18 protein-coding genes and 1 pseudogene are annotated in these 24,640 nt (G+C 43.0%); 15 read left to right on the top strand and 4 right to left on the bottom strand.

The features are described from left to right. Positions 1 to 96: 96 nt before the first annotated feature. The 10 genes from PSU78_RS04330 to PSU78_RS04375 all read left to right on the top strand — a co-directional run bounded on the left by PSU78_RS04330 (position 97) and on the right by PSU78_RS04375 (position 11,309). Positions 97 to 1,740 (top strand): phosphoethanolamine transferase, encoded by a 1,644-nt coding sequence (locus PSU78_RS04330; RefSeq protein WP_300384803.1) that lies wholly within the window; start codon positions 97 to 99, stop codon positions 1,738 to 1,740. Positions 1,741 to 1,853: 113 nt separating this feature from the next. Beyond that, complete coding sequence (locus tag PSU78_RS04335; protein ID WP_300384804.1) at positions 1,854 to 2,366, top strand: DUF1003 domain-containing protein; 513 nt, start codon at positions 1,854 to 1,856, stop codon at positions 2,364 to 2,366. Positions 2,367 to 2,393: 27 nt separating this feature from the next. Further along, the gene (locus PSU78_RS04340) at positions 2,394 to 2,816 is read left to right on the top strand and encodes an EamA family transporter (protein ID WP_300384807.1); all 423 of its coding nucleotides are present in this window, start codon (positions 2,394 to 2,396) and stop codon (positions 2,814 to 2,816) included. Between the two features lie 124 nt (positions 2,817 to 2,940). Continuing rightward, on the top strand, positions 2,941 to 3,573 hold the full coding sequence (locus PSU78_RS04345; RefSeq protein ID WP_300384810.1) for a TetR/AcrR family transcriptional regulator: 633 nt from the start codon (positions 2,941 to 2,943) through the stop codon (positions 3,571 to 3,573). Continuing rightward, the gene (locus PSU78_RS04350) at positions 3,570 to 4,634 is read left to right on the top strand and encodes an efflux RND transporter periplasmic adaptor subunit (protein WP_300384813.1); all 1,065 of its coding nucleotides are present in this window, start codon (positions 3,570 to 3,572) and stop codon (positions 4,632 to 4,634) included. Before PSU78_RS04345 ends, PSU78_RS04350 begins: the two co-directional genes overlap by 4 nt. Positions 4,635 to 4,637: 3 nt before the next feature. Beyond that, positions 4,638 to 7,826, top strand: coding sequence for an efflux RND transporter permease subunit (locus tag PSU78_RS04355; protein WP_300384816.1), 3,189 nt, complete (start codon positions 4,638 to 4,640; stop codon positions 7,824 to 7,826). A gap of 86 nt (positions 7,827 to 7,912) precedes the next feature. Then, positions 7,913 to 8,596, top strand: coding sequence for a protein-L-isoaspartate O-methyltransferase (locus tag PSU78_RS04360; protein WP_300384819.1), 684 nt, complete (start codon positions 7,913 to 7,915; stop codon positions 8,594 to 8,596). A 12-nt stretch (positions 8,597 to 8,608) separates the two neighbouring features. Continuing rightward, a complete protein-coding gene (locus PSU78_RS04365) occupies positions 8,609 to 10,075 on the top strand; it encodes a TolC family outer membrane protein (protein ID WP_300384822.1) in 1,467 nt (488 codons plus the stop codon). 58 nt (positions 10,076 to 10,133) lie between these two features. Beyond that, positions 10,134 to 10,709, top strand: coding sequence for an isochorismatase family protein (locus PSU78_RS04370; protein ID WP_300384877.1), 576 nt, complete (start codon positions 10,134 to 10,136; stop codon positions 10,707 to 10,709). 9 nt (positions 10,710 to 10,718) lie between these two features. Then, positions 10,719 to 11,309, top strand: coding sequence for a hypothetical protein (locus PSU78_RS04375; RefSeq protein ID WP_300384825.1), 591 nt, complete (start codon positions 10,719 to 10,721; stop codon positions 11,307 to 11,309). Between the two features lie 4 nt (positions 11,310 to 11,313). Here the strand turns inward: PSU78_RS04375 and waaA are convergent, their stop codons facing one another. Next, positions 11,314 to 12,567: a lipid IV(A) 3-deoxy-D-manno-octulosonic acid transferase gene (gene waaA, locus PSU78_RS04380; protein ID WP_300384828.1), complete on the bottom strand. Its 1,254-nt coding sequence runs from the start codon at positions 12,565 to 12,567 to the stop codon at positions 11,314 to 11,316. Positions 12,568 to 13,092: 525 nt separating this feature from the next. Here waaA and PSU78_RS04385 point away from each other — a divergent pair. From PSU78_RS04385 to dinD, 4 genes and pseudogenes are all read left to right on the top strand, one after another. Then, on the top strand, positions 13,093 to 15,258 hold the full coding sequence (locus tag PSU78_RS04385; protein ID WP_300384830.1) for an adenosylcobalamin-dependent ribonucleoside-diphosphate reductase: 2,166 nt from the start codon (positions 13,093 to 13,095) through the stop codon (positions 15,256 to 15,258). A 96-nt stretch (positions 15,259 to 15,354) separates the two neighbouring features. Then, positions 15,355 to 16,059 carry an NrdJb gene (locus PSU78_RS04390; RefSeq protein ID WP_300384833.1) on the top strand — a complete coding sequence of 235 codons (705 nt, stop codon included), beginning with the start codon at positions 15,355 to 15,357 and terminating at the stop codon, positions 16,057 to 16,059. Positions 16,060 to 16,237: 178 nt separating this feature from the next. After that, a pseudogene (locus tag PSU78_RS04395) lies at positions 16,238 to 16,863 on the top strand (TIR domain-containing protein). Between the two features lie 68 nt (positions 16,864 to 16,931). After that, positions 16,932 to 17,771, top strand: a complete 840-nt coding sequence (gene dinD / locus PSU78_RS04400; RefSeq protein WP_300384836.1) for a DNA damage-inducible protein D — start codon at positions 16,932 to 16,934, stop codon at positions 17,769 to 17,771. Positions 17,772 to 17,919: 148 nt separating this feature from the next. Here the strand turns inward: dinD and PSU78_RS04405 are convergent, their stop codons facing one another. From PSU78_RS04405 to PSU78_RS04415, 3 genes are all read right to left on the bottom strand, one after another. Further along, on the bottom strand, positions 17,920 to 19,104 hold the full coding sequence (locus tag PSU78_RS04405) for an efflux RND transporter periplasmic adaptor subunit (RefSeq protein ID WP_300384839.1): 1,185 nt from the start codon (positions 19,102 to 19,104) through the stop codon (positions 17,920 to 17,922). Continuing rightward, complete coding sequence (locus tag PSU78_RS04410; RefSeq protein WP_300384842.1) at positions 19,094 to 22,282, bottom strand: efflux RND transporter permease subunit; 3,189 nt, start codon at positions 22,280 to 22,282, stop codon at positions 19,094 to 19,096. The genes PSU78_RS04405 and PSU78_RS04410 overlap by 11 nt, the downstream gene beginning before the upstream one ends. 263 nt (positions 22,283 to 22,545) lie before the next feature. After that, positions 22,546 to 23,763, bottom strand: coding sequence for an MFS transporter (locus PSU78_RS04415; protein WP_300384845.1), 1,218 nt, complete (start codon positions 23,761 to 23,763; stop codon positions 22,546 to 22,548). Positions 23,764 to 23,859: 96 nt separating this feature from the next. Here PSU78_RS04415 and PSU78_RS04420 point away from each other — a divergent pair, with 96 nt between their 5' ends. Continuing rightward, the gene (locus tag PSU78_RS04420; RefSeq protein WP_300384848.1) at positions 23,860 to 24,630 is read left to right on the top strand and encodes a helix-turn-helix transcriptional regulator; all 771 of its coding nucleotides are present in this window, start codon (positions 23,860 to 23,862) and stop codon (positions 24,628 to 24,630) included. Positions 24,631 to 24,640: the final 10 nt, after the last annotated feature.

Here is a 24,640-nt window from a genome sequence, read left to right on the forward strand (position 1 = left end):
GCATCACTATCTAACATGGTGCGATTAAATCGTATTTTTAGAGGTGCCCTATAGTCAAAAAGTAAATTTAAGCGTAATTAAATTTAAGAAAACCAAATGATCTCACTCCCAAATATGTTGAAGAAGTTAATTTCACCGTTTAGCCAAGCTTCTAGCCAAACACGCGGTATTTTTCTTGTCGTTGCTTTCGTGATGCTCACCGGTAATTTAGCCCTATTTGGCAGAATCGTAGAAAATTATCCGCTCACAATAAGTAATCTGCCATTCATATTGTCGCTGACTTTATTTTTCACAATAGTCACCGCGCTTTTCTTTTTGCTGATTTGCCACGGTAAAGCGACACGTTGGATTTTGGCTATTTACCTGATAATAGTTTCTCAATCCGCTTATTACATGGATACGTTTGGCGTAGTGGTCGATGTCAGTATGTTAGACAATATTATGCAAACCAATGTGCAAGAGTTTGCAGGCTTATTGACGGTGAGCCTAGTTGTTAAAACAATATTGCTGGGCATTATTCCGGCTTGGTTAGTGATTAAGTATTTTCCAAAATCAGTGAGAGGCTTTGCTGAGATTCTGCCTAGATTGCGCGTATTAGGTATATTACTGTTATTGCTTATAGTGGTTGTGGCACCGTTTTCAGGCGGCTATGCATCTTTTATCAGGCAGCATAAAGCCACACGTTTTTATGCAAATCCCATCTATTCCACATATTCGATTGTTAAGTATGTGAATCAACAAATTAATGTTGCTAAAGATGTGCCGTTAAAACACATTGCGCTAGATGCCAAAAAACTGGCCTCTAACGGAAAACCTGAATTAATGGTCATGGTGGTAGGCGAAACAGCGCGTGCAGACCGCTTTTCACTCAATGGTTATCGCAAAGAAACTAACCCTTTGCTTGTTCAGCAAGGTGTGGTGAGTTTAAGCAATGTCAGTTCTTGTGGCACTTCAACCAGCGTCTCTGTGCCATGCATGTTCTCTGCGCTAGGTAGAAAAGCCTACGATAAAGAAACGGCTTTGAATCAGCAAAATGCCTTAGATGTGTTGGCGGCGCATGGCGTAGAAGTTTTATGGCGCGATAACAACTCTGATTCTAAAGGCGTAGCGAATCGACTAACGGTTGAAGATTTTAGAACGCCCAAATTAAATCCTATGTGTGAAGGTGAGTGCCGCGATATAGGAATGCTGACTGGCTTAGAGCAGTATATTGAAGCGCGAAAAGGCAAAGATATTTTAATCGTGTTTCACCAAATGGGTAATCATGGACCTGAATATTACAAAAGATACCCAAAAGAATTTGAGAAATTTAAACCTGTTTGTACGACGGGTGAATTAAAAGACTGTTCGCAAGAAGAAATTGACAACAGTTACGATAATGCCATTTTGTATACAGATTACTTCTTGTCCAAAGTGATTGATTTTCTGAAAAAATATGATGATGAGCGTGCTACTGCCATGTTGTATGTGAGCGATCACGGCGAGTCGCTAGGTGAGCATGGCATTTACTTGCACTCTGCACCTTATATGGTGGCGCCTAAAGAACAGACACACGTACCTGGGATTGTTTGGATGGGTAAGAATTTTGATTACAAAAAAGAGCAACTTTTGCCACATAAAGATGATGCATTAAGCCAAGATGATTTGTTTTGTACTTTGTTAGTAACATTTAAGTTGGATACACAAATGTGCGAAGTCAAAAAAGGCATGTTGATGCAAAATTCCACGCTAACGAAGTAGTGCGTATAAGCAAATGATGAGTTTCTATAGTGCGCAAAACTTTTTTATAGGTACTAGGCGTTGCTAAGCATTAATCATCAAGCTTTAAACGATTATTATCAGGACAAGATTGTATGAAAGAATCCAACAATATCGCAAAAGCAATGGCTGAAAAAAACTGGAATGAACTCTCAAGAGCGCAGCGCGAAGAAATCACCAAGATGCTTGAGCACATGGATGATGTGCGTGATGTTAATCAAGAGTATGTAGATCATCGTACCGTTGGTCAGCTAGCCGCAGATGGTGTAGCCAGAGTCGCTGGTTCATGGTCGTTTATCATATTTTTCTTGTCAGCCTTGTTGTTGTGGGCGTTCTTGAATACTGAAATTCTCGGCCCTAGGCATGAAGCTTTTGACCCATACCCCTATGTTTTCCTAAATCTTGTGCTTTCAATGTTGGCGGCGGTTCAGGCACCTATTATTATGATGTCACAAAACCGCCAAAGTGCACGCGATAGATTAGATGCTGAAATTGATCATGAGGTAAACGTGAGAGCAGAGGTGGCAATTCAAAACGTAGATGCGCGTATTTCAGAGTTAACTCAAAAATTAGAAGAAGCCACTAAACTGATGGCTACAAAAATCTAGTGCTCAATTAATGGAAGCGAGATAAAAATGGAACGTTGGGTAGTTTACGCAATTATTTCAATGCTCTTTGCGGGCTTCACTTCTGTTGTTGCCAAGCAAGGTTTGGTGGGTATTTCTGCGGAACTGGGCTTAACTGTACGTACTATTTTTGTATGTATTTTTGTGTTGCTATTTGCGATATTAGCGGTTGACCCTGCGGAAATAAAATCACTACAAAAAGTGAACTACACGTGGCTTGCATTTTCTGCAATCACCACTGCGGGCTCGTGGATTTTCTACTACAAGGCGCTAAAAGTGGGTGATGTGGCTACTGTCGCTTTGATAGACAAAGGTAGCGTAGTCATCGCTATTTTACTAGCTTGGTGGTTGCTTAAAGAAGCTATTACTTTGCGTCTTATACTTGGTGCACTGCTAATTGTTGCTGGCTTGTTTGTTATCGCCAAAAAATAACAAAACCTTAAACTTTTACAGTTAAAAGTTCCTCTACGCCTTTAAACCTCCAAACTAGCAAATAGAAGTTGACAACATTTACTTAACGGTGTTAATTTAACGGCGTTAAGTAAATTATTTTATTATGCCGCCAAAACCAAAAACAGAAGCCGAACGTCAGCAATTGCGCACATTGATTATTGATGCAGCACGTGAGTTATTTGTTGCGCGCGGCGTTGAAGCTGTCACTATGCGCGAAATCGCTAAGCGCATCGACTATTCTGCCACTAGCATTTATTTGCACTTTGCGGATAAAGAGGCCGTGCTACGAGCAATCCTGGATGTGGATATGTTAGCGCTAGCTAAGCGTTTAAATACCATATTACAAATTTCAGATGCTGTTGAGCGCATGCAAGCACTGGGATTCGCTTATGCTGAGTTCGCTTTATCTTTCCCCAATCACTATCGACTGATGTTTATGGCAGAGCGAACGCCTTGCGACCCAGAAAAGTCTAGCTTGCAGAAAAATAATGCCGAGCAAGATTCGTATTTTCTGCTAAAAACAGTCGTCAATGATGTGTATTTAGCTGGTCGTTTTAGAGCAGAATTACAGGATGTAGATTTGATTGCACAGACCATCTGGGCAGGCATACACGGCGTTTGTTCATTAGAAATTAATATGGCGCGTGATAAGTGGGTAAACTGGGCAGAAATTTCAGCACGTTTACAATTGATGCAAACGGTGCTGATACGCGGGCTTTTAAGAGAACCAACATGAAAAAATTAATCCTTCTCAGCATTGGCTTATTGCTTGTGGCTTGCCAAAAACCAGCTGAGCCACCGCCGCCACCAAGGCCTGCACTTGTTGTGATTGCAGGTGAATCCGCAGCGAATAATGCGATGGTATTAGTCGGTGAGGTAAAGTCAAGATACGAGTCTAATCAAAGTTTTAGAATTGGCGGAAAAATTATTGAGCGTAAAGTAGAAGTTGGCAGCCAAGTAAAAAAAGGGCAATTGTTAGCGCGTTTAGATGCAACTGATACAAATTTGAGTGCGCAAGCAGCATCAGCCGATGTGCGCGCAGCGGAAGCTAGTTATGGTTTGGCGCAAGCTGAGGTTGAGCGTCAACGTACCTTATTCAACAAAAAATTTATTTCAGCTTCAGCCTTAGATATGCGTGAAGCTGAGCTAAAAACCTCGGCAGCGCGTTTGCAGCAGGTCAAGGCACAAGCTGCGGTATCGGGCAATCAATCGCGTTACACCGCTTTGATTGCTGATAGAGATGGCGTAGTGACTCAGATTCATGCTGAACCAGGCCAAGTGGTAGAAGTGGGCGCGATGATTGCGCAAATCGTCGATACCAAGCAAATCGAAGTGCTAGTGGCGGTACCTGAATCTAAGATGGCTCATTTAAAAGTGGGTGATAAAGTCGCTATTAAACTATGGGCTGACCGAGCAAAAACCTATCTCGGACATGTGCGTGAAGTGTCACCGGCAGCCGATTCTGCAACACGTGCATTTGATGTACGCGTCACCATCAGTGATGCGGATGAAGCCGTAAAGCTGGGAATGACAGCAGGGGTTAGATTCGCGCAAGATGAAGTCAACGAAATTATTATTCCCTCAACCGCACTCACACAAATCAACGGAAAAAATACGGTATGGGTGATTGATAAAAATAATATAGCAAACCCGCGCGAAGTGGCAACGGGTCAATTTAGCGAAGCAGGCGTAGTGATTAAAAGTGGTTTGCAAGCTAACGAAATGGTGGCGATTGCGGGTGTACACACGTTGATTCAAAACCAAAAGGTTAAGCCGCAGCTGGCTGAGACTAAGTAATTTATGAGTAACCAAGACTCTCAACCCAACGCGCAGCCAGCGGCTTCATCACGCTTTAATCTTTCAGAATGGGCGCTTAAGCATCAAACCTTGGTGCTTTACATGATGCTGATGCTCACCATTTCAGGTTTGCTTGCTTATACTAAATTAGGTCAGTCAGAAGATCCACCGTTTACTTTTAAAGTCATGCTAGTTCACACTACTTGGCCTGGCGCCAGTGCTGTAGAAGTAGAGCAGCAAATTACCGATAAGCTTGAAAAGAAAATTCAAGAAGTACCACATTTAGGCTACTCAAGTAGTTTCTCCCGACCAGGCGAGTCGATGATTTTTGTGGTGATTAAAGACGATACCGTATCAAAAGATATTCCTGAAATTTGGTATCAAGTGCGTAAGAAAATAAGTGATATTCGTAACACGTTGCCGCAAAGTATAGAAAGCTTAACTTTTAACGATGAGTTTAGTGATGTGTATGGCAGCATGTATGCACTCACAGGCGATGGTTTTGATAACTTTGCACTCAAAAAACAGGCTGAAATTATTCGTGCTGAGCTTTTAAATACAGCTGATGTAGCCAAGGTAGATTTTTTTGGTGAGCGTAAACAACGCATTTTTATTGAATTATCGAATGCTAAGCTTTCTACTTTGGGTGTTAGCACCACAACGCTGATTGGTATTTTACAAACTCAAAATGCCGTGGTGAAAGGTGGAACATTTGATTCCCCTAAAGAGCGCATTCGTGTTGAGGTTTCTGGTCGCTACAACACGCTAGAAGAATTGCGTGAAATTAGGTTGCGAGCAAACAATCAAGATTTTAGGTTGGGTGACGTTGCACGGATTTATCGTGGCTATGAAAACCCGCCGACAAGTACGGTACGCTATAACGGTAGAGAAGCGCTATTGTTAGGTGTGAGCATGCGCCAAGGTGGCGATGTGATTGCACTCGGGCATGAGTTAGATAAGCGAATTATTCGAATTCAGCAAAACTTACCAGTAGGTTTGAGCTTTGAAACTGTAACATCACAACCAAAAATTGTTGCAAATTCTGTCAATGACTTTGTAGAATCTTTAATAGAAGCTTTGTTGATAGTACTTGGCGTAAGCCTGCTTTCGCTGGGCTGGCGTACTGGCATTGTAGTAGCGATTTCGATTCCTGTTGTCTTAGCTGCTACATTTCTGGTGATGAACTCATTTGATATTGGGCTGCATAAAATATCCCTAGGCGCATTGATTTTAGCGCTAGGCTTGCTAGTGGATGATGCGATTATCTCTGTGGAAATGATGGCTTCCAAAATGGAGCAAGGTTGGGATAGAGTTCGCGCGGCATCGTTTGCTTACACTTCAACTGCAATGCCTATGCTGACTGGCACATTGGTGACCGTTGCAGGATTTTTGCCGATAGCAACTGCTACCTCTTCTACAGGTGAATATACCCGTTCAATTTTTCAAGTTTCCGCAATTGCATTGATACTTTCATGGTTTGCTGCGGTGATATTTGTGCCTTATTTGGGCTATCATTTGCTACCTGACTATACACATGCTCCTAAACCTTCAAGATTTAAATTATGGCTTAGAAGCAAGCTGGGCTTGACTGAAGCGATCGATGATAACCACTATCACGATATTTATAACACCAAATTTTATCGTGCTTTCCGTCAGTTACTCACTACATGCGTGCGCTATCGTAAAACCGTTATTGTCATTACGCTGCTCATGTTTGCTTTGTCGATTGCAGGTTTTAGTAAAGTGCAGCAACAGTTCTTTCCTGATTCTACCCGCTTAGAAATCACCGTGGATTTACGTCTGACCGAGGGTGCATCGTATCAAGCAACCAATGATGAAGTTAAAAAGCTGGAAAGCTGGTTACGGCAATGGGATAAAAATAGGCAGAGCAAACATCAGGCAGGCCTGGATAACTTTGTGGCTTATATTGGCATCGGCAGCCCACGGTATTACTTGCCTTTAGATATTCAATTGGCGCACAGAGGTTTTGCCCAGTTTGTTATTTTGACCAAAAATTTAGAGGAACGCGAAGCTTTACGAACTGATTTATTAAAGCTTTTTGAAACAGACTTCCCATCGTTAAGAGCCTCGGTATTGCGCTTGGAAAACGGCCCACCAGTTGGATTTCCAGTACAATTTCGGGTAAACGGAAATGACTTACCTAAAATACGAGAAATCTCGCACAAAATCGCAGACATTATGCGCAAAAACCCTAATTTAGCGAATGTGCAGCTAGGTTGGGAAGAGCCAAGCAAGGTCATGAAAGTATCTATCGACCAATCAAAAGCGCGTTTGCTAGGGGTGAGCTCGGTTGATATTGCTAATATGTTGAACGGCGCAATGAGTGAGCTCTACGTTACTGAGTTTAGAGAAGGCAATGAGCGTATCGATTTGGTTGCGCGCGGCGATGAAATTGAACGCACAAGGTTGTCGCGTTTGCCAAATCTGATGATTAATACACAAAATGGCACCAGTGTTCCCTTGTCACAAATTGCTACGATTACTTCAGAGTTTGAAGAGGGTGCGATGTGGCGACGCAATCGTGTGCCATCCATCACTGTGCGAGCACATTTGCGGGGTCACATGCAAGCCCCTGTAGTCTCGGCGCAAATTGAAGAGAAGCTGGGTGAAATTAAAGCCAGTTTGCCGTTAGGGATTACATTAGAAACTGGTGGCGCAGTGGAAGAGGCAGGTAAAGGTGCCGCATCCGTAGCAAAAGGGTTCCCGTTATTCTTAGTCGTAGTATTGACCTTGCTGATTTTGCAATTACAAAGTTTCTCACGGGTGTTTTTAGTCTTACTCACCGCACCTTTGGGCTTGATTGGCGTTACCATTGCATTGCTGGCATTTGATAAGCCCTTTGGTTTTGTAGCCATGCTAGGTACCATTGCCTTATCAGGCATGATTATGCGTAACTCTTTGATTTTGGTAGATCAAATCGACCAAGATAAAGCCTCTGGTATGCCAGAATGGCAAGCGATTATCGAATCGACCATACGTCGCTTCAGGCCAATAGTTCTCACTGCGGCAGCGGCTATTTTGGCCATGATACCGCTTACACAAAGTGTCTTCTTTGGCCCAATGGCGGTGGCGATTATGGGCGGTTTAGCCGTTGCAACTTTATTAACGGTATTGTTTTTGCCCGCACTATATGCCGCTTGGTTTCGGGTGAAAGTGCCACTAGAGGTCTAATAAGTGTTAAAAGCTAGTTTAATCAACCATTTGTACAGCACATGCATGCGTTATAATATTGGAAATTGATAGGGAAAATATTTGCCATGACACAAACAGAACAAATCACTAAAAATCAGTCAACAGACTTAGCGCGCTTCAACATGATAGAGCAGCAAATTCGCACATGGGAAGTGTTAGACCCCGTTGTGCTGGATTTGCTAGGCGAAGTGCATCGTGAAGACTTTATTGAAGCCTCGCAGTTAGGCCTAGCCTTTGCCGATGTAGAGTTGCCGATTGGCCATGGTCAGACCATGCTTTCGCCTAAAATTGAAGGCCGTATCTTACAAGCGCTTAACATTAAAAGAACCGATAAAGTATTACTGGTTGGCACTGGCAGCGGGTATTTAACTGCGTTGGTTGCCAAACTTGCGAAACATGTAGATGCCTTAGAAATAATCCCTGAGCTCTCTAAACAAGCGGAAGTGCGCTTACACAAGCAAAATATTCATAACGTGTCATTGTCTGTGTTAGATGCTTTCAGTGGATACACTACGGATAAGACTTACGATGTCATCGTATTTGCTGGTTCTTTGCAATTACACCCAAGCGCGGCTGAACAAATGTTGAATATTGGTGGTCGTATGTTTGCTGTGGTTGGTGAAATGCCCATTATGCAAGCCACGCTTACACAACGCTTGAATGAAGGTAGCTGTCGTAAAGAAACACTTTTTGAAACTTGTTTGCCTCAATTAGTGAATGCACCCCAATCTGTTAAATTTGAGTTTTAAAGAGAATATTGCATGAACAAGTTAGCACGGACGCGCCATCTAAATCGGTTACACCGTGCAATTTTTCTAGCTTGTATTACTTTATCCGTTTCTGAATCTGTTTTTGCTGCGAAGATGCTAGCAACGAAAGACATGATTTTAGTCGCTGAGTCAGCACCAGTAACGCAGCAAGTGGCCATCAGCACAATTAACACGCCGTATAATACTATCTCGTTACTAGATTTATATCACCAAGCCGTATCGCACGACCCTACTTTAGCTTCAGCTTTAAGTGCTAATCAAGCGGCACAAGAAATTATCGAGCAAGGTAAGGCGCTGTATCGCCCTACTGTTAACTTTAATGCAGAGGCAAATGCAGTAAAAACAGATATTCGTTATTTAAACTCTAATGCAGTGCCTGGACAGTCTAATTTTGAAACCTATAAAGCTGGTATAGAGGCCAGTCAGCCAATTTATCGTAAACAAAATCTAGTGCAAATTGAGCAAACGCAGACGCAAGTGAGCCAAGCGGATAAGCAATTGCATTTGAGTCAACAAGATCTTATTTTGCGTACGACTCAACGCTATTTTGATGTGTTAATCGCGCAAGATAAAATTGATTTAATAGGTGCACAAAAAACTGCAATATTAAGCCAGCTTGAGCAAGCAAAAGCTAATTTTGAAGTGGGTACAGCGACGATTACCGATGTCAACGAGGCGCAAGCACGTTATGACTTAATTACTGCACAAGAGATTGCTGCTGTGAACGAGTATCAAATCGCGCAACGCAATGTGCAAGCCATTACAGGTGAAATGCCGCCGAAACTGGCTACGGTAAGAGCTGATATTCAGCCTAATGCTTTAGCGCAGGGGATGGATAAATGGTTGGAAGTTGCCGAACAAAATAATCTTAATATACAAATTCAGCAAGATGCACTTAAATTTTCAGACCAAGAAATTGATCGTTCAAAAGCTGGACATTTACCTACTTTAGATGCCGTTGCCAGCGTCTCAGAGTCTTATGTTACTGGAAGTGCTTCTATTTATGGCGCAGGGAACGACCTTAAAACAGGGACGATAGGTTTGCAGTTACAAATCCCTTTGTATCAAGGCGGAGCAACCAGCTCAAAAGTTCGTCAGGCAGTGCTGAATAAGCAAAAAGCTCAAGATGATGTAGAAATCGCACGCAGGCAAGCTGCGCTAGAAACGCAGAGTGCTTATCTCAATTTAAGCACTACCATTGCGCAAATTAAGGCTTTAGAGCAAGCATTAATCAGTAGCCAAAGCCAAGTCGATTCTACTAAGTTGGGTTACGAAGTGGGAGTACGTACCAGTGTGGATGTGCTGAATGCAGAGCAACAACTATTCAGTGCGAAGCGTGACTTGCTGCAAGCGCGTTATAACTATTTGGTGAATATTATTCGTCTGAAAGCTGCTTCTGGCGTGCTTGCTGAGGCGGACTTGGTAGATATTAATCAACAATTAGTCCTAAGCCACTAGTACACAACAATGCGCACTAATTTAACAAACTTATTCATTTAAGAAACTGATGACAAAAATGCCTTTGAAGTTAAGCGCGGGTTTAAGCCAGCTGGTGATTGTCGATACGCAAACGCGGCTCGTCTCTGCCATGCCGCAAGATGAACTGCAATCCACTATTAAAAATAGTGGCATATTGGTGCAAGCTGCAAAGCTTTTAGCCGTTTCAACCATCATTACCGAGCAGTATCCTAATGGCCTAGGGCATACATTACCTGAGTTACTAGCGATGCTACCAAACGTAAAGCCAGTAGAAAAGCTTACTTTCTCATGCATGGCAGAACCAACATTCAGCCGTCAACTCACGCGAGATCACTCGCAAATAGTGCTTGCTGGCATGGAAGCACATATTTGTGTATTGCAGACTGCTTTAGATTTGGTAGCGCTAGCCACTTCTGGCGAAAATAAATATGCTAAACAAGTATTTGTGGCAGAAGACGCGGTTATTTCACGCAACCCAGCCAATAAAGCCAATGCGCTGGCAAGGATGCGCGAAGCTGGCTGCATTATTAGCAATACCGAGTCTATCGTATTTGAGTGGCAAGGCATTGCGGAAGGTGACGCGTTCAAGGCTATTAGCAAACTTATTCGTTAAAGCCGCCCGATGAATAAGAAGTTATTATTAGTGTTGATGTGTTTGCTAGCCTTTGGTGCTTACAAGCATTTTCAACATCGCCCCGTTGTGCATGGTGTGGGCGAAATAGCTCCTGATGCCCCCATTCAAACTAGCACGGGTACTGCAGATATTCAGTTTAATGGTTTCACGCTGACCCCGCTGGCTGACTACTCAATTAAAGCAAGAGTGCTCTCGACTGAAGATTACTCTATGGGCACAGAGGCCGAGTTATCACCCACTGATTTAGCATTAGGTTGGGGGCCAATGTCAGATGAAGCGGTGCTAAGTAAAATTAAGATTACGCAAGGCAACCGCTTTTTTTATTGGCATGTCGATGAGTTTCCCATCCCGCAACGCGAAATTGAAATTCATGCCGCCAACACACATATTATTCCAGCAAACGATAGTATCAAGCGACAACTCAGCAAAATTCGCCCAGGGCAAATTGTCAGCATAAAGGGTGAGTTAGTCGAAGCAAAACGCGCTGATGGTTGGCATTGGCGCAGTTCTCTTACTAGAGAAGACACTGGCGCGGGCGCTTGTGAAGTGGTTTATGTCACGGAGCTTAGCGTTAGCTAATCGCTTAAAGATAGGCAGCAATAATCGCTAAAGTCTTCTGCGTGGCGCCTTGCGAACTCATGCATAAAGCTAGCCCTGCCTGACCCATTTCAATCTGCTGCTGGGGATTTTCTAGCAAAGTTTTAATGGCTTGCTGCATCTCTTGCGGATTTTTCACCCGCCAAGCGGCATGCTGCGCAATGGCACGCTCAGACACTTCTGTAAAATTAAAGGTATGCTCACCAATCAGCACGGGCTTTTCCATGCGCATCGCTTCTATTAAATTCTGCCCACCGAATGGCAACACGCTGCCACCCACCAAGCAAATATCTGCGCTGGCGTAATAGCTAAACAACTCTCCCATACTATCACCCAGAATAAATCGGGTCTCAGCATGAGCCGTTGTTTTGAGCGCTGAGCGTCTTTGGTAAGTTAAGTGGCGCTGCTCCAGCAAGGCTTCAACTTCATTAAAGCGTTGTGGGTGGCGTGGCACGATAATGGTCAGTAAGTGCGGAATTTGTAGCGCCGTTACCGCATCCAAAATAATGTTCTCTTCACCTTCACGCGTACTTGCAGCTAAAAATACTGGACGATTTCGACCAAATAAATCGCGCAACTGCTGCCCTCGCACAGCGGCATCTTCTGGTGGGTGTACTTCAAACTTTAAATTACCGACAACACTTATATTATTTGCGCCAAGTTGCGTTAAGCGCTCGGCATCTTGCTCAGTTTGTGCGGCAATGGCAGATAAGCTTTGTAAACCTTCATGAACAAGGCCACTTAGTTTGCGGTAACCGCGCGCAGACTTTTCTGAAAGTCGTGCATTAATCAGTAATAGAGGAATATTTTGCATCTTAGCGCCAGCAATCAAATTAAACCAAAGCTCGGTCTCCATTAGCATGCCAAGCGTGGGTTTAAAGTGCGTTAAAAAGCCTTTCACGGCAAATGGCAAGTCATAAGGCAAATAAACACGCATCACTTTATCGCCAAATAATTGCTCGCTTGTTGCACGGCCAGTTGGTGTGGTGTGCGTCAGTAATAATTGATGATTCGGATATTGGTTTAGCAAGGCATTAATCAGCGGTGCCGCGGCACGTGTTTCACCTACAGAAACGCAATGCAGCCATATCACAGGTTTTTTCACTTCTAGTGTGTAAAAACCAACGCGCTCAAGCCAATGTTGACGGTACTCAGCTTGCTTGATGCCGCGCCAAAGTAATTTAAGTGGCACAAAAGGCAACACCAAATAAAGCAGCAGCGAATAGAAAAAACGATTCATGGCGTATTTTCTCACAAAATTGGCCTTGTTGTTTTCGCCTAAATTTTTGACTGCATAAACCCGTCACTTATGCGAGAAATTTATTTTTACAAATTTTTAACATTTATTTTCATGGTTAGTGATTGCTCACCCTATCTCAATGCAAATACAGGCCTCATTTGTAAAAATTGCTCACCAAAATGGTGCCAAAAGCTAAGTAAAATTACTATTGACGTCCACAAAATAAAGGCATAAATTGCTGCTCTAGGCACAACATGTTGTGTTTAAGCCGTGTATTTTTCACAAGAATACCAAAAGAATAATAGTTTTTAATTGAAAATCACAGACTTAGCGTAATAATCTAAAGGGGACTACTAATAATTTAAATTTCTAAGCCAAACAAGGCGTGAGTAAAAAATAATGACGCGGTATATGTGGATATATAAGGAGTTATTTTTTATGAGCAACGCAGTGTGGCAACGAAAGTTAAGTTATTAGATGTCCCCTTAAAATAGCGCATAAGTCTACCGTTAAGGAGAGGCATCCATGCTAAAAGCAGTCGAATCAGCAACCGAGTCAACACCAGATTTTGAAAAAGAAATTCCAATTCAAGCGGTATCGCTAGATATTTGGGATAAAAAGTACCGTCTAAAAACTAAAGCTGGTGAACATGTTGATGCTGATATCGACGCTTCTTACGCACGTGTTGCACGTGCCTTGGCGGATGTAGAAACAACAGATGAGAAACGTGCCGAGTGGCATGAGAAGTTTCTATGGGCATTGCGTCGTGGTGCAATTCCAGCAGGCCGTATTACTTCAAACGCAGGTGCTTTAGAACACAAACCAGCGACTTCAACCATTAACTGTACAGTGTCTGGCGTGATTTCAGACAGCATGGATGACATTTTAGGCAAAGTGCACGAAGCAGGCTTAACGCTAAAAGCAGGTTGCGGTATCGGTTACGAGTTCTCAACATTGCGTCCAAAGGGCGCGTTTGTGGCTGGCGCTGGCGCTTACACAAGCGGCCCGCTGTCTTTCATGGATATCTACGACAAAATGTGTTTCACTGTGTCTAGCGCGGGCGGCCGTCGTGGTGCGCAAATGGCAACCTTTGATATTTCACACCCAGATGTGACGGACTTCATTAAAGCCAAACGTGAAAACGGTCGCTTACGCCAATTTAACTTGTCATGCCTAATTACTAAAGAATTCATGGAAGCGGTAAAAGCTGACAGCGAATGGAAATTGGCTTTCCCAGTGACAGAAAAAGAAGCGATTATCGATGGCTTAAATACTAATGATTTAGCCCAAGTGGTTTGGCGCGAATGGCCAATTAAAGGTAAATACCTCACTAAATTAGATGGCGTAGACGCTGGTAAAGTGGCTTGCCGCGTGTATAAAACCATCAAAGCACGACGTTTGTGGGATGTGATTATGTCCAGCACATACGATTTTGCTGAGCCAGGTTTTATCTTGATTGATCGCGTTAACGAAATGAACAACAACTGGTTCTGCGAAAATATCCGCACAACTAACCCATGCGGTGAACAACCATTACCACCTTATGGCGCTTGCTTGTTGGGCTCTGTGAACTTAACACGCTTTGTGAAAAAACCATTCACTGATGAAGCTTATTTTGACTGGAAAGAATACCGCGAAGTGGTGGCAATTTTCACACGTATGCTAGATAACGTGGTTGAAATCAACGGCTTGCCATTGCAAGAACAACGCGATGAGATTATGCGTAAACGTCGTCACGGTATGGGCTACTTAGGTTTAGGCTCGAGCCTCACGATGATGAAACTTAAATACGGTGAGGAAGAGTCACTTAAATTCACCGATGAAGTGACGCGTGTGATGGCCGAAGAAGGCTGGAACGCAGGTGTACAATTGGCTGAAGAAAAAGGCCCAGCGCCGATTATGGATGAGAAATTCGAAGTCACCGCTGACATGTTAGCAAAACGCCCAGAAATGGCGGCAGACGGCATTAAAGTAGGCCAAAAAATCGCAGGTAAAGTGTTGCTCGGTAAATACAGCCGCTACATGCAACAATTTCCAGAAGGTTTGCGTAACCAAATCGCCGCTAAAGGCGTACGTTTTACGCACCATAGCTCAATTGCGCCAACGGGTACTATCTCACTTTCATTGGCAAACAATGCAAGTAACGGTATCGAGCCATCATTCGCGCACCACTATGCCCGTAACGTGATTCGTGAAGGCAAAAAATCTAAAGAGAAAGTCGATGTATTCTCTTATGAATTGTTGGCTTACCGTGAGTTGATTAACCCAAATGCCATGCCGTTTAGCGACAAACCAGAAGAGAAATTGCCAGATTACTTCTTGGATTCTTCAACCATCATGGCAAAAGCGCACGTAGATATTCAAGCCGCATCACAAAAATGGATTGATAGCTCAATTTCAAAAACCATCAATGTGCCTACAGATTATGACTTTGAAGATTTCAAAAATATCTATCTCTATGCTTACGATAAAGGCTTAAAAGGCTGCACAACGTTTAGATTCAACCCTGAAGCCTTCCAAGGCGTGCTAGTGACTGAAAAAGACTTAGAAAGCACCACTTACAAATTCACGCTAGATGATGGCGCTGAAATTGAAGTAAAAGGCAACGAAGAGATTGAATACGATGGTGAAATTCACTCAGCGGCTAATCTATACGACGCCCTAAAAGAAGGCTATTACGGCAAGTTTTAATGTGTAGGAGGCACGCCCTCGTGCCGATTAAGAAATTCAAATAATGAGTGAAATCGCGACGAGGGCGTCGCTCCTACCAAAAAAGGAGAAAACAAAATGGCAGTTAAAATTGAAAAGAAAATCGTTGGCTACGCGCTAGTGAATGAAGAAGATAAAGCCAAAGCCGCGGCAGATGCGCAAGCGCAAAAAGAAGCGGCAAGTAAAGTTGTTCAACTAGGTGAGCCACTGAGCCGCCCAGACAAACTAGTCGGCAATACCTACAAAATCAAAACACCAGTGACTGAGCATGCGCTCTATATCACCATTAACGATGTCATCATGAACGAAGACACGCCACAAGAGCACCGTCGTCCGTTCGAGATTTTCATCAACTCCAAAAACATGGAGCACTTTCAATGGATTGTTGCGCTAACCCGCGTCATGTCTGCCGTGTTCCGTAAGGGTGGTGACGTCACATTCTTGGTAGAAGAACTTAAAAGCGTGTTTGAACCAAGCGGCGGCTACTTTAAAAAAGGTGGAAAATTTGTACCTAGTTTAGTAGCAGAAATCGGCGAAGTGGTTGAGCAACACCTGCAAGAAATCGGCATGTTGAAAAAGCCAGGTTTAGATGAACATCAACAAAAATTGGTTTCTGAGAAAAAAGCAGAATACTTTGAGAAGCACGCACAATCAGGTGAAGAAATGAGCGCAGAAGGCTTTCCAAAAGGTGCGCAGCTTTGTCATAAATGTAATACCAAAGCATCTATTGTGATGGATGGGTGTTTGACTTGTTTGAATTGCGGTGAAAGTAAGTGCGGGTAGTATGATTGCCGATTTTACAGGATACTGGGTAGGAGCAATTGCAGGTACTAATCAAGGTGGATTTACACTGGAAATTAAGCAATTAGATGGTAAAGTTGAAGGCATCGCTGCAGTTAGTGAGCCAACGCTAGGGCAGTATAAATATAGTGTTGTTGGAACTGTTTCTGATAACTTATATATGCAATTAACACCAATCTGGCAATCAGGCGGAATACAGTTAGGCAACGCTGTTGTTATTGCTTCTTTTTTGGATGATGGTTCTTTATCTGGACGCTGGCGGTCTGATATTGGTACTGAAGGTGTAGTTTCCGCCGTTAAGCATAATAATGATGCGGCAATAAAAACTTTGCCTAAAAGTAATTCTGTTTTTCTAGTTCATGGGCACGATGAAGGTTTAAAGCAGGCTGTTGCAAGATATTTAGAGAAAATTGGCGTAGAACCAGTTATTCTTCATGAGCAAATCAATAGTGGTATGACAATAATCGAAAATTTGAAGACTTTGCAAAGCGAGCTGGTTTTGCAGTTGTGCTTATGACACCAGACGACTATGGATTTTCAAAGGATAATGAGGCTGCAAAAAAAGCACGCCCAAGACAAAATGTAGTACTTGAGCTAGGTTATTTTGTTGCTAAGCTGGGTAGAAGTAGAACTTTAGTGTTAACCAAAGGTGACTTGGAACTACCCTCAGACTTTTCGGGCGTAGTCTATGAGTCTGTTGACAATGGTGAAGGTTGGAAAATGAGGCTCGCTCAAGAACTGAAGTCGGCAGGCTTTAAAGTTGATTTGAATAAAGCTCTAAATTAACCAATCCAAGTAGGCTGAGCAAAATTCACTCACTATTTTCCAATCAAAAGTTAAAAGACAATTAGCGAATGAAAATCGAAATTATTCACAACTTAACCGACACTTTCGAAGGCCATGCCCAGCAAACTGAAAGTGGTGTGGAGTTTTGGTTGGCGCGTGACCTTCAGCATCTGTTAGGGTATGCAGAATGGCGTAATTTTAACACGGTCATTTCTAAAGCAAAAACGGCGTGTGAGGTTTCTAATTACAGCATCTCTGACCATTTTGTTGATGTCAACAAAATGGTTGATATTGGTTCGGGTACCCAACGTGAAATAGATGACATCATGCTTAGTCGCTATGCATGTTATTTAATAGCACAAAATGGTGACTCTCAGAAACAAGAAATTGCTTTTGCGCAAACGTATTTCGCTATACAAACACGGCGGGCTGAGTTAATAGAGCAACGGTTACTAGAGGCTGAACGGCTATCAGCTCGGAAAAAGCTCACTGCTACAGAAAAAGAGTTATCTAGTTTAATTTATGAAAAAACTGGAAATGACCAAGACTTCGGCATCATTCGTAGTAAAGGTGATCAGGCCTTGTTTGGTAAAAACACCCAAGCAATGAAAGCGCAATGGAAGGTTCCTGATGGAAGACCTCTTGCTGACTTTGCACCAACTATTATTTTGAAAGCTAAAGACTTTGCAACTGAAATTACTATTTTCAATGTAAAAGCGAATGACTTAACGAGGGAGTCGGCTATTTCCAGTGAGCATGTGACAAATAATGAAGCGGTACGCAAAACTTTGCTTGATCGTGGCATCCGTCCTGAGTCATTGCCTGCTGTGGAGGATATTAAAAAAGTTGAAAGAAGACTGATGACGGAAGAGAAAAAGGCTATTAAGAATCCCGAGTCTTTAGAGTAAGTTTAGTCAAGTAAAATGGGTAACTCGGGGCATCCAGAACCCGCTAAGCGCTGAAGCACTTAGTCGGTTGCCAAAGCCCTACTAAACTTGTTTTCTGCGCTACTCAGCCTGATGACGTGCAATCGTTAATTGTGTAAAGTCATTGGTATTACTTACTTACCTTATTAATCACTACCGCAATATTCACCTGATCGCCATTTTTGATACCATCGGGTGGATTTTCCACCACGCGGTCAGTCGCCTCTAAGCCAAAGCTCACTACAATGGTTTTACCGAGGTCGCGCGCGATGGTGATGGGTTTAACATTCACTTTATTATCTATGCCAACCGTCGCAACGCGTAAACCTGCTTGGTCAAAAATAAGTGCACTGGCAGGTACGCTAAGATCTGCTTTGTTACTAGGCAAAGTCAGACTGACATTAGCGTAGCCGCCTGGTAATAACTCACCCGTTGGATTAGGAACAGCCAGTTGCATTAAGGTAGTACCAGAAGCCGAGTTAATTGCACCAGAAGTTGATTCTACTGTGGCTGTGTAGGTTTTATTTGGATTTTCAGGCACAGTAATTTGGGCTTTTGTACCCTGTTTTATGGTCGCTACATAGTTTTGCGGTACGTTAACGTATAGGCGTAGTTTGCGCGTATCTGAAATTTCAAACAGAGGTAAATCTGAACCGCTGCCAGCGTTAATTAATGCGCCAGTATCGGTATTTCGTGCTGTCACAGAGCCAGCAAAAGGTGCGACGATACGGGTAAAACTTTTTAACGCTACAATGCGGTTAACATTGGCTTCTGCTGCTTTTACCATGGCTTGTTTGCTACGGTAATCGCCTGTTTTTTCATCGACTTCTTGTTTAGAAATCGATTGCGTTGATAGCAAATCTTGCCAGCGTTTAGCCGTAGTTTCAGCTAAGCCAACATTGGCTTGAGCGCTACTTAAATCGGCTCTTGCTTGCAATAGTTGTTGGTCTAAATCTGGCGTTTCTATTTCACCCAATAACTGTCCTGCTTTTACAGCCGTGCCAATGTCTACATTCCAGCTCTTTAAATAGCCACTCACGCGTGCATATATGGGCGCACGCGCATACGCTTCAAAACGGCCAGGTAAATCTAGGCTAGGGCTATCACCCGCGCCAGTAGGCAGCCCAACGCTCACTGTTGGCACTGCTTGTTTGTCAGTCCATTCTTTTAAGTTACTATTATTATTGGCGCGGGTGGTGACACCTGCGACGACAACGACAATAGCAATAGTCGCCAAAACAATAATGCCGATGCGTAACTTATGGTGCGATAGACCAGACTCTTTATTGCCAGCGGCTTGATTATTAGACTGCATGAAACTCTCCATCATCAGGTACAGATTTTTTGTTGTAACCTTTATGTACGATGCTAAATACGACAGGTACGAAAACAAGCGTTGCGATAGTTGCAAAAATTAAGCCGCCAATCACTGCACGCCCTAATGGGGCGTTTTGCTCACCGCCATCACCTAAACCTAAGGCCATTGGCGCCATGCCGATAATCATTGCCAGTGCTGTCATTAATACTGGGCGTAATCGCACAAAGCCTGCGTCAATCGCTGCCAAAGTAGCATCGCCAAGCTGCTCTAGTCGTTCTCGCGCAAAGCTAATCACCAGTACGCTGTTAGCCGTTGCCACGCCCATACACATAATGGCTCCTGTTAAAGCGGGTACGGATAATGGCGTAAACGTTGCAAACAGCATCCATACAATACCTGCTAATGCCGCAGGCAGTGCGGTGATAATCACAAATGGATCGCTCCAAGATTGGAAATTAACGACGATGAGCAGGTAGATCAGCACAATGGCGCCAAGCAACCCATACAATAAGCCAGAAAATGCACTATCCATTGTTTTTACTTGCCCTAATAACGCCACTGTTGCGCCTTTAGGTACTTGGTCTGCTGTGTCGGCAATAATCTGCCGAATATCTTTTGCAACCGCGCCTAAATCACGGTCTTGCGTGGCTGCGTTAATCTGCACCATTGCCTGAATATCATATTGACTCACTACTGCATTACCTGAGCCTCGCTTAAATGTGGCTAGTGCGCCTAACGTTTGTGGCGCGCCACCTACGTTACTGATTGGCAAGTTAGACAAAGCATTTAAACTATCCAGCCGATATTGTGGTGTTTGCATCACAATAGGGTAAGAAACGCCATTGGCTGGGTTCAGCCAAAAGGTAGGTGCTACCTGCGAACTACCTGCCAAGTTTACTACCAAGCTATTGGTGATGTCTCTGGTGCTAATACCCACCTCTTGCGCCCGTGTACGGTCTATATTGATGTCAAATACTGGGCTAGCGCGCGATTGCTGAATACGTGCATCAACCACACCCGGTACTAATCTAATCTTAGCCAGTAATTTATTGGCGTAATCGAAATTATCATTAAGTTTTCCACCACGAATTTGTAAGTCAATCGGCGCTGGTGAGCCAAAATTTAATATTTGACTGACAATGTCAGCAGGTGGAAACGAAAAAGTAGTACCAGGAAATTGTTTAGGCAGCACTTCACGTAGTTTACGTACGTAATCGGCAGTAGGTGCATGCCCTTCTTTTAGCGCAATTTGAATGTCACCATCTTGCGCACCAATTAGGCCAGTATTGTTGTAAGTCATGTTAATACTACTGATGGGTATGCCGATGTTATCTACCAGTGTGAGAATTTCGTTAGGCGGAACAACTTTCTTTATTGCGTCTTGTATGGCAGCAAATCGGGCAGCCGTATCTTCTACGCGCGTGCCTACAGGTACACGTGCATGCATGAGTATTTGCCCGCTATCTACCGCAGGGAAAAAGTTACGACCAAGGAAGGGAATAAGCAAAAATGACAACATGATCACTGCTAGAAAGCTAATGACAAAGAGTCGTCGATGCGCAATGGCCATTTCCAACACACCTTTATAACCTGTTTGAAAGCGTGTAAAACCTGCCTCAAAGCCACGCTGAAAACGTACTAAAGGGTTTTTTGTTGGTGATGTTACAGTGCCATGCTCATTAGTATGTGGCGCATGTTTTTTAAGCAGATAATTTGCCATGGTTGGCACTAAAGTACGTGACAATATAAATGAGCTTATCATTGCGAACATCACGGCTTCCGCCATCGGCACAAACAAAAAGCGTGAGACACCTTCTAAAAAGAACATCGGTACAAACACAATACAAATACACAATAGCGACACAAAGGCTGGCGTTACAATTTGCGCCGCGCCGTCTAAGATGGACTCTTCAACCTCTTTACCTTGCTCCAAATGCCAATTGATATTTTCAATCGTCACGGTAGCGTCATCCACCAATATACCAACAGCGAGCGCTAAGCCACCTAATGTCATGATGTTAAGTGTTTCTCCAATCGCTGAAAGACCCATAATGGCGCCTAAAATAGAAAGCGGAATAGAGGTAGCGATAATCACCGTAGAGCGCCAACTGCCCAAAAATAGCAATATCATCAAACTTGTTAGTAAAGCGGCTAATACGCCTTCATAAGCAACGCCGCTAATAGCCGCGCGCACAAATAAAGATTGATCATTGATTGGTGTTGCAATTAAGTTATCAGGTAGGCTAGGTTTGATTTCTGCGAGCTTAGCTTTAATGCCAGAAACAATATCCAGTGTAGAAATTGACCCGTTTTTTAGAATAGACATTAATACAGAGCGACCACCATCTACATGGACGATATTTGTCTGTGGCGGATTACCATCGCGAACTTGTGCAACATCGCGAATATAAACCGTTGCCCCATTCACCACTTTAACTGGCAAGTTACCTAACTCTTCAATGCTAGAAGCAGAATTATTAAGCCGCATGGTGTATTCAAAACTGCCGATTTTTTGTGTGCCAACAGGCAATATCAGGTTATGCGCCGCCAAGGCGTTAGCAACATCTTGTGCGGAAAGTCCACGTGCCTGAATAGCATCAGGATTTAAGTCTATTTGTACTTGTCGACTTTTACCACCAAATGGAAATGGCACGCCAGCGCCAGGCACAGTCACCAAACGTGTACGTATTGCATTCAAACCTAAATCGGCTAGATTTTGCTCAGATAAACCTTTGCCAGATAAGGCAATTTGCAGAATTGGCACCGTGGAGGCGCTGTAATTCAAAATCAGCGGTGGGGTCGTACCTGCGGGCATTTGACGCGTAACCACTTGTGAAACAGCCGTTACCTGCGCATTTGCTGTGGCAATATTAACGCCTGGTTGGAAAAATATTTTTACGATACCAAAGCCAGTGTAAGAGTTGGCTTCAATATGTTCAATGTCATTCACGGTAGTGGTCAGCACGCGCTGATACAGGGTAGTAATTCGCCCTGCCATATCGTCTGCTGGCAAGCCAGAGTATTGCCAAGCCACAGCAATCACTGGAATGCGAATCTCTGGGAAAATATCTACAGGACTACGCAGCGCAGCTAAGGTGCCTGCGATAAGCATCAATAACGCCATGACCACGAAAGTATAAGGCCTCTTTAAAGCAATACTGACTACATTGAACATATCAACCTTAAATTTTTGGCTTTAAACTTTCAGTAAGCCTGAGTGTGTTTGTTTGAATAAAGCAAACCTAAAATTCAATAATTCTTAAAACAATATTTTGAATTAAGTGAAGAGTAAGCTTGCTATTTAGCTTCAAGATTTTATTCGAGCCTATCAAGTATTTAAAAATGATAGCCTAACAAGATCTTGTATTAATTAAATTTAATTACTTAACAATGACTATTGAGTATTAACAGAGTTGCATCAATCAATTAATACTCAATCTAAACGGTCTTTTTAATATCTGGCAATAACATAGTCACTATGCCTAATAAAGGCATAAAAGCACATAATTGATAGACATGTTGAACGCTAGTCGCATCAGCCAAACTACCTAGCAATGCTGCGCCAATACCTGCAATGCCAAATGCTAATCCAAAAAATAAGCCAGATATTGCACCTACTCTACCTGGTAGCAACTCTTGTGCGAACACCAAAATGGCAGAAAATGCAGACGACAATACAAGGCCAATGATGACGGATAGTACGCACGTCCAAAATAAATCTACATACGGCAACAACATGGTAAATGGGGCCACACCTAATATTGACCACCAAATTACTTTTTTCCTGCCTACTTTGTCACCAATCGGTCCGCCTAAAATAGTACCTACCGCCACAGAAAATAAGAATGCAAATAAATAAAACTGAGCGTCATGCATTGATAAATGAAATTTCTCAATCAAATAAAAAGCATAATAATTTGTAAAGCTAGCCATGTAGATGAATTTAGAAAACATCAATATACCAAGCACTAGCAAAGAAATAATGATTTTATTCTTTGAGAATTCACTGACCTTATTTGTATGCGCTTTGTGCGATGTACTATTCAAGTGTTGGCTATACCAATGACTGACCGTACTCAAAATAGCGGCACCTGTAAGGGCTGCAAATGCAAACCACACAACACTCCCCACACCATGCGGAAAAATGATAAGTGCCGCCAATAATGGCCCTACTGAACTGCCCATATTGCCGCCAACTTGGAACAATGACTGCGACAATCCCGGGCGATTACCTGCAGCCAATCTAGTTACTCTAGAAGACTCTGGGTGAAAGATAGAAGAACCCATACCAATCAGTACGGCAGCCACCAGCACCGCCTCAAACTGGGTCGCTGTGCCTAATACAATGAGGCCAGACATGGTTAACATCATACTCACAGGCAATGAATAAGGTTTTGGACTACGGTCTGTATATAAACCAATCACTGGTTGCAAGAGTGACGCTGTGACCTGATAGCATAGTGAAATTAAGCCAATTTGAGAAAAACTCAAATGAAGATTCAGTTTCAATATTGGGTAAATGGCCAACAAAATTGACTGCATCATGTCGTTCAGAAAGTGTGAAAAACTAATCGCTGCAATAATGCCAAATTCCGTCGATTTACTATCTTGCAATTTACTGTCTTGCATAGGTATGTGTTGAGCTTGCGTTGTCATACTGTCAAATCTTGTAGTGTAAATTAATAGAGAATAAATTATAAAATGTCGCATACAATTATGTATTGACAATAACCATCGCGAAAACGACAAGGTATGCAGCAAAATAATATCAAGCCTGACATTTACCAGTTACTGCCACATAAAGTGACGGCCAAGTCTGTTGATTATGCTGCAAGCTCTACACCTAGGCATAGCCACCCAAGAGCGCAACTTATTTACGCGGCTAGTGGCGTGATGCGCATCGAAACAGATGAGGGTTGCTGGGTCGTTCCTCCGCTAAGAGGTGTTTGGATTCCACCTGAAATGATGCATACCGTGCATATGTTGGGCAGCGTTGAAATGAGAACGCTCTATATTCGACCTGATATTGCCGCTAACTTTCAGTCTAATTGTTGTTTGATTGAAGTGTCGGCATTACTCCGCCAGTTAATCTTATCTTTAACACAAGAGGCCGTTGATTACGAAGAAGAGGGGCGTGCTGGGTTAATTGCGCAATTAGCACTGATGGAGATTAAATATTTAAAAACGCCCGCATTGCATTTACCTTTACCTAGCAATGTGAAGTTAATGCAAATCTGTCAGCAAATGATTGAACAACCCAGTGACCAAACGACGATTGAAATATGGGCTGATCAACTAGCTATGAGCTCAAGAACATTAGCGCGTAAATTTGAGAAAGAAACAGGACTTAGTTTTAGGCAGTGGCGACAACAAGCCAAGCTTATTGAGGCACTTGAAAGATTAGCGGCAAATCAACCTATCAGTCAGGTGGCACAAGAGTTAGGGTACTTAAGTTCTAGCGCATTTACGGCGATGTTTAAGCGTGTGCTAGGCGTAGAGCCTAGTCGGTATTTTGAATCGTAAGCTTGATGGG

This window comes from Methylotenera sp., from assembly GCF_029945705.1.
Classification (GTDB): Bacteria; Pseudomonadota; Gammaproteobacteria; order Burkholderiales; family Methylophilaceae; genus Methylotenera.

What these genes read in the sequence shown, in the direction of transcription:
- PSU78_RS04335 (WP_300384804.1), top strand. Translation starts at nt 1,854, where the DNA reads ATGAAAGAATCCAACAATATCGCAAAAGCAATGGCTGAAAAAAACTGG.
- PSU78_RS04345 (WP_300384810.1), top strand. Translation starts at nt 2,941, where the DNA reads ATGCCGCCAAAACCAAAAACAGAAGCCGAACGTCAGCAATTGCGCACA.
- PSU78_RS04375 (WP_300384825.1), top strand. Translation starts at nt 10,719, where the DNA reads ATGAATAAGAAGTTATTATTAGTGTTGATGTGTTTGCTAGCCTTTGGT.
- dinD (WP_300384836.1), top strand. Translation starts at nt 16,932, where the DNA reads ATGAAAATCGAAATTATTCACAACTTAACCGACACTTTCGAAGGCCAT.
- PSU78_RS04365 (WP_300384822.1), top strand. Translation starts at nt 8,609, where the DNA reads ATGAACAAGTTAGCACGGACGCGCCATCTAAATCGGTTACACCGTGCA.
- PSU78_RS04385 (WP_300384830.1), top strand. Translation starts at nt 13,093, where the DNA reads ATGCTAAAAGCAGTCGAATCAGCAACCGAGTCAACACCAGATTTTGAA.
- PSU78_RS04405 (WP_300384839.1), bottom strand. Translation starts at nt 19,104, where the DNA reads ATGCAGTCTAATAATCAAGCCGCTGGCAATAAAGAGTCTGGTCTATCG.
- PSU78_RS04350 (WP_300384813.1), top strand. Translation starts at nt 3,570, where the DNA reads ATGAAAAAATTAATCCTTCTCAGCATTGGCTTATTGCTTGTGGCTTGC.
- PSU78_RS04370 (WP_300384877.1), top strand. Translation starts at nt 10,134, where the DNA reads ATGCCTTTGAAGTTAAGCGCGGGTTTAAGCCAGCTGGTGATTGTCGAT.
- PSU78_RS04360 (WP_300384819.1), top strand. Translation starts at nt 7,913, where the DNA reads ATGACACAAACAGAACAAATCACTAAAAATCAGTCAACAGACTTAGCG.
- waaA (WP_300384828.1), bottom strand. Translation starts at nt 12,567, where the DNA reads ATGAATCGTTTTTTCTATTCGCTGCTGCTTTATTTGGTGTTGCCTTTT.
- PSU78_RS04415 (WP_300384845.1), bottom strand. Translation starts at nt 23,763, where the DNA reads ATGACAACGCAAGCTCAACACATACCTATGCAAGACAGTAAATTGCAA.
- PSU78_RS04420 (WP_300384848.1), top strand. Translation starts at nt 23,860, where the DNA reads ATGCAGCAAAATAATATCAAGCCTGACATTTACCAGTTACTGCCACAT.
- PSU78_RS04355 (WP_300384816.1), top strand. Translation starts at nt 4,638, where the DNA reads ATGAGTAACCAAGACTCTCAACCCAACGCGCAGCCAGCGGCTTCATCA.
- PSU78_RS04410 (WP_300384842.1), bottom strand. Translation starts at nt 22,282, where the DNA reads ATGTTCAATGTAGTCAGTATTGCTTTAAAGAGGCCTTATACTTTCGTG.
- PSU78_RS04340 (WP_300384807.1), top strand. Translation starts at nt 2,394, where the DNA reads ATGGAACGTTGGGTAGTTTACGCAATTATTTCAATGCTCTTTGCGGGC.
- PSU78_RS04390 (WP_300384833.1), top strand. Translation starts at nt 15,355, where the DNA reads ATGGCAGTTAAAATTGAAAAGAAAATCGTTGGCTACGCGCTAGTGAAT.
- PSU78_RS04330 (WP_300384803.1), top strand. Translation starts at nt 97, where the DNA reads ATGATCTCACTCCCAAATATGTTGAAGAAGTTAATTTCACCGTTTAGC.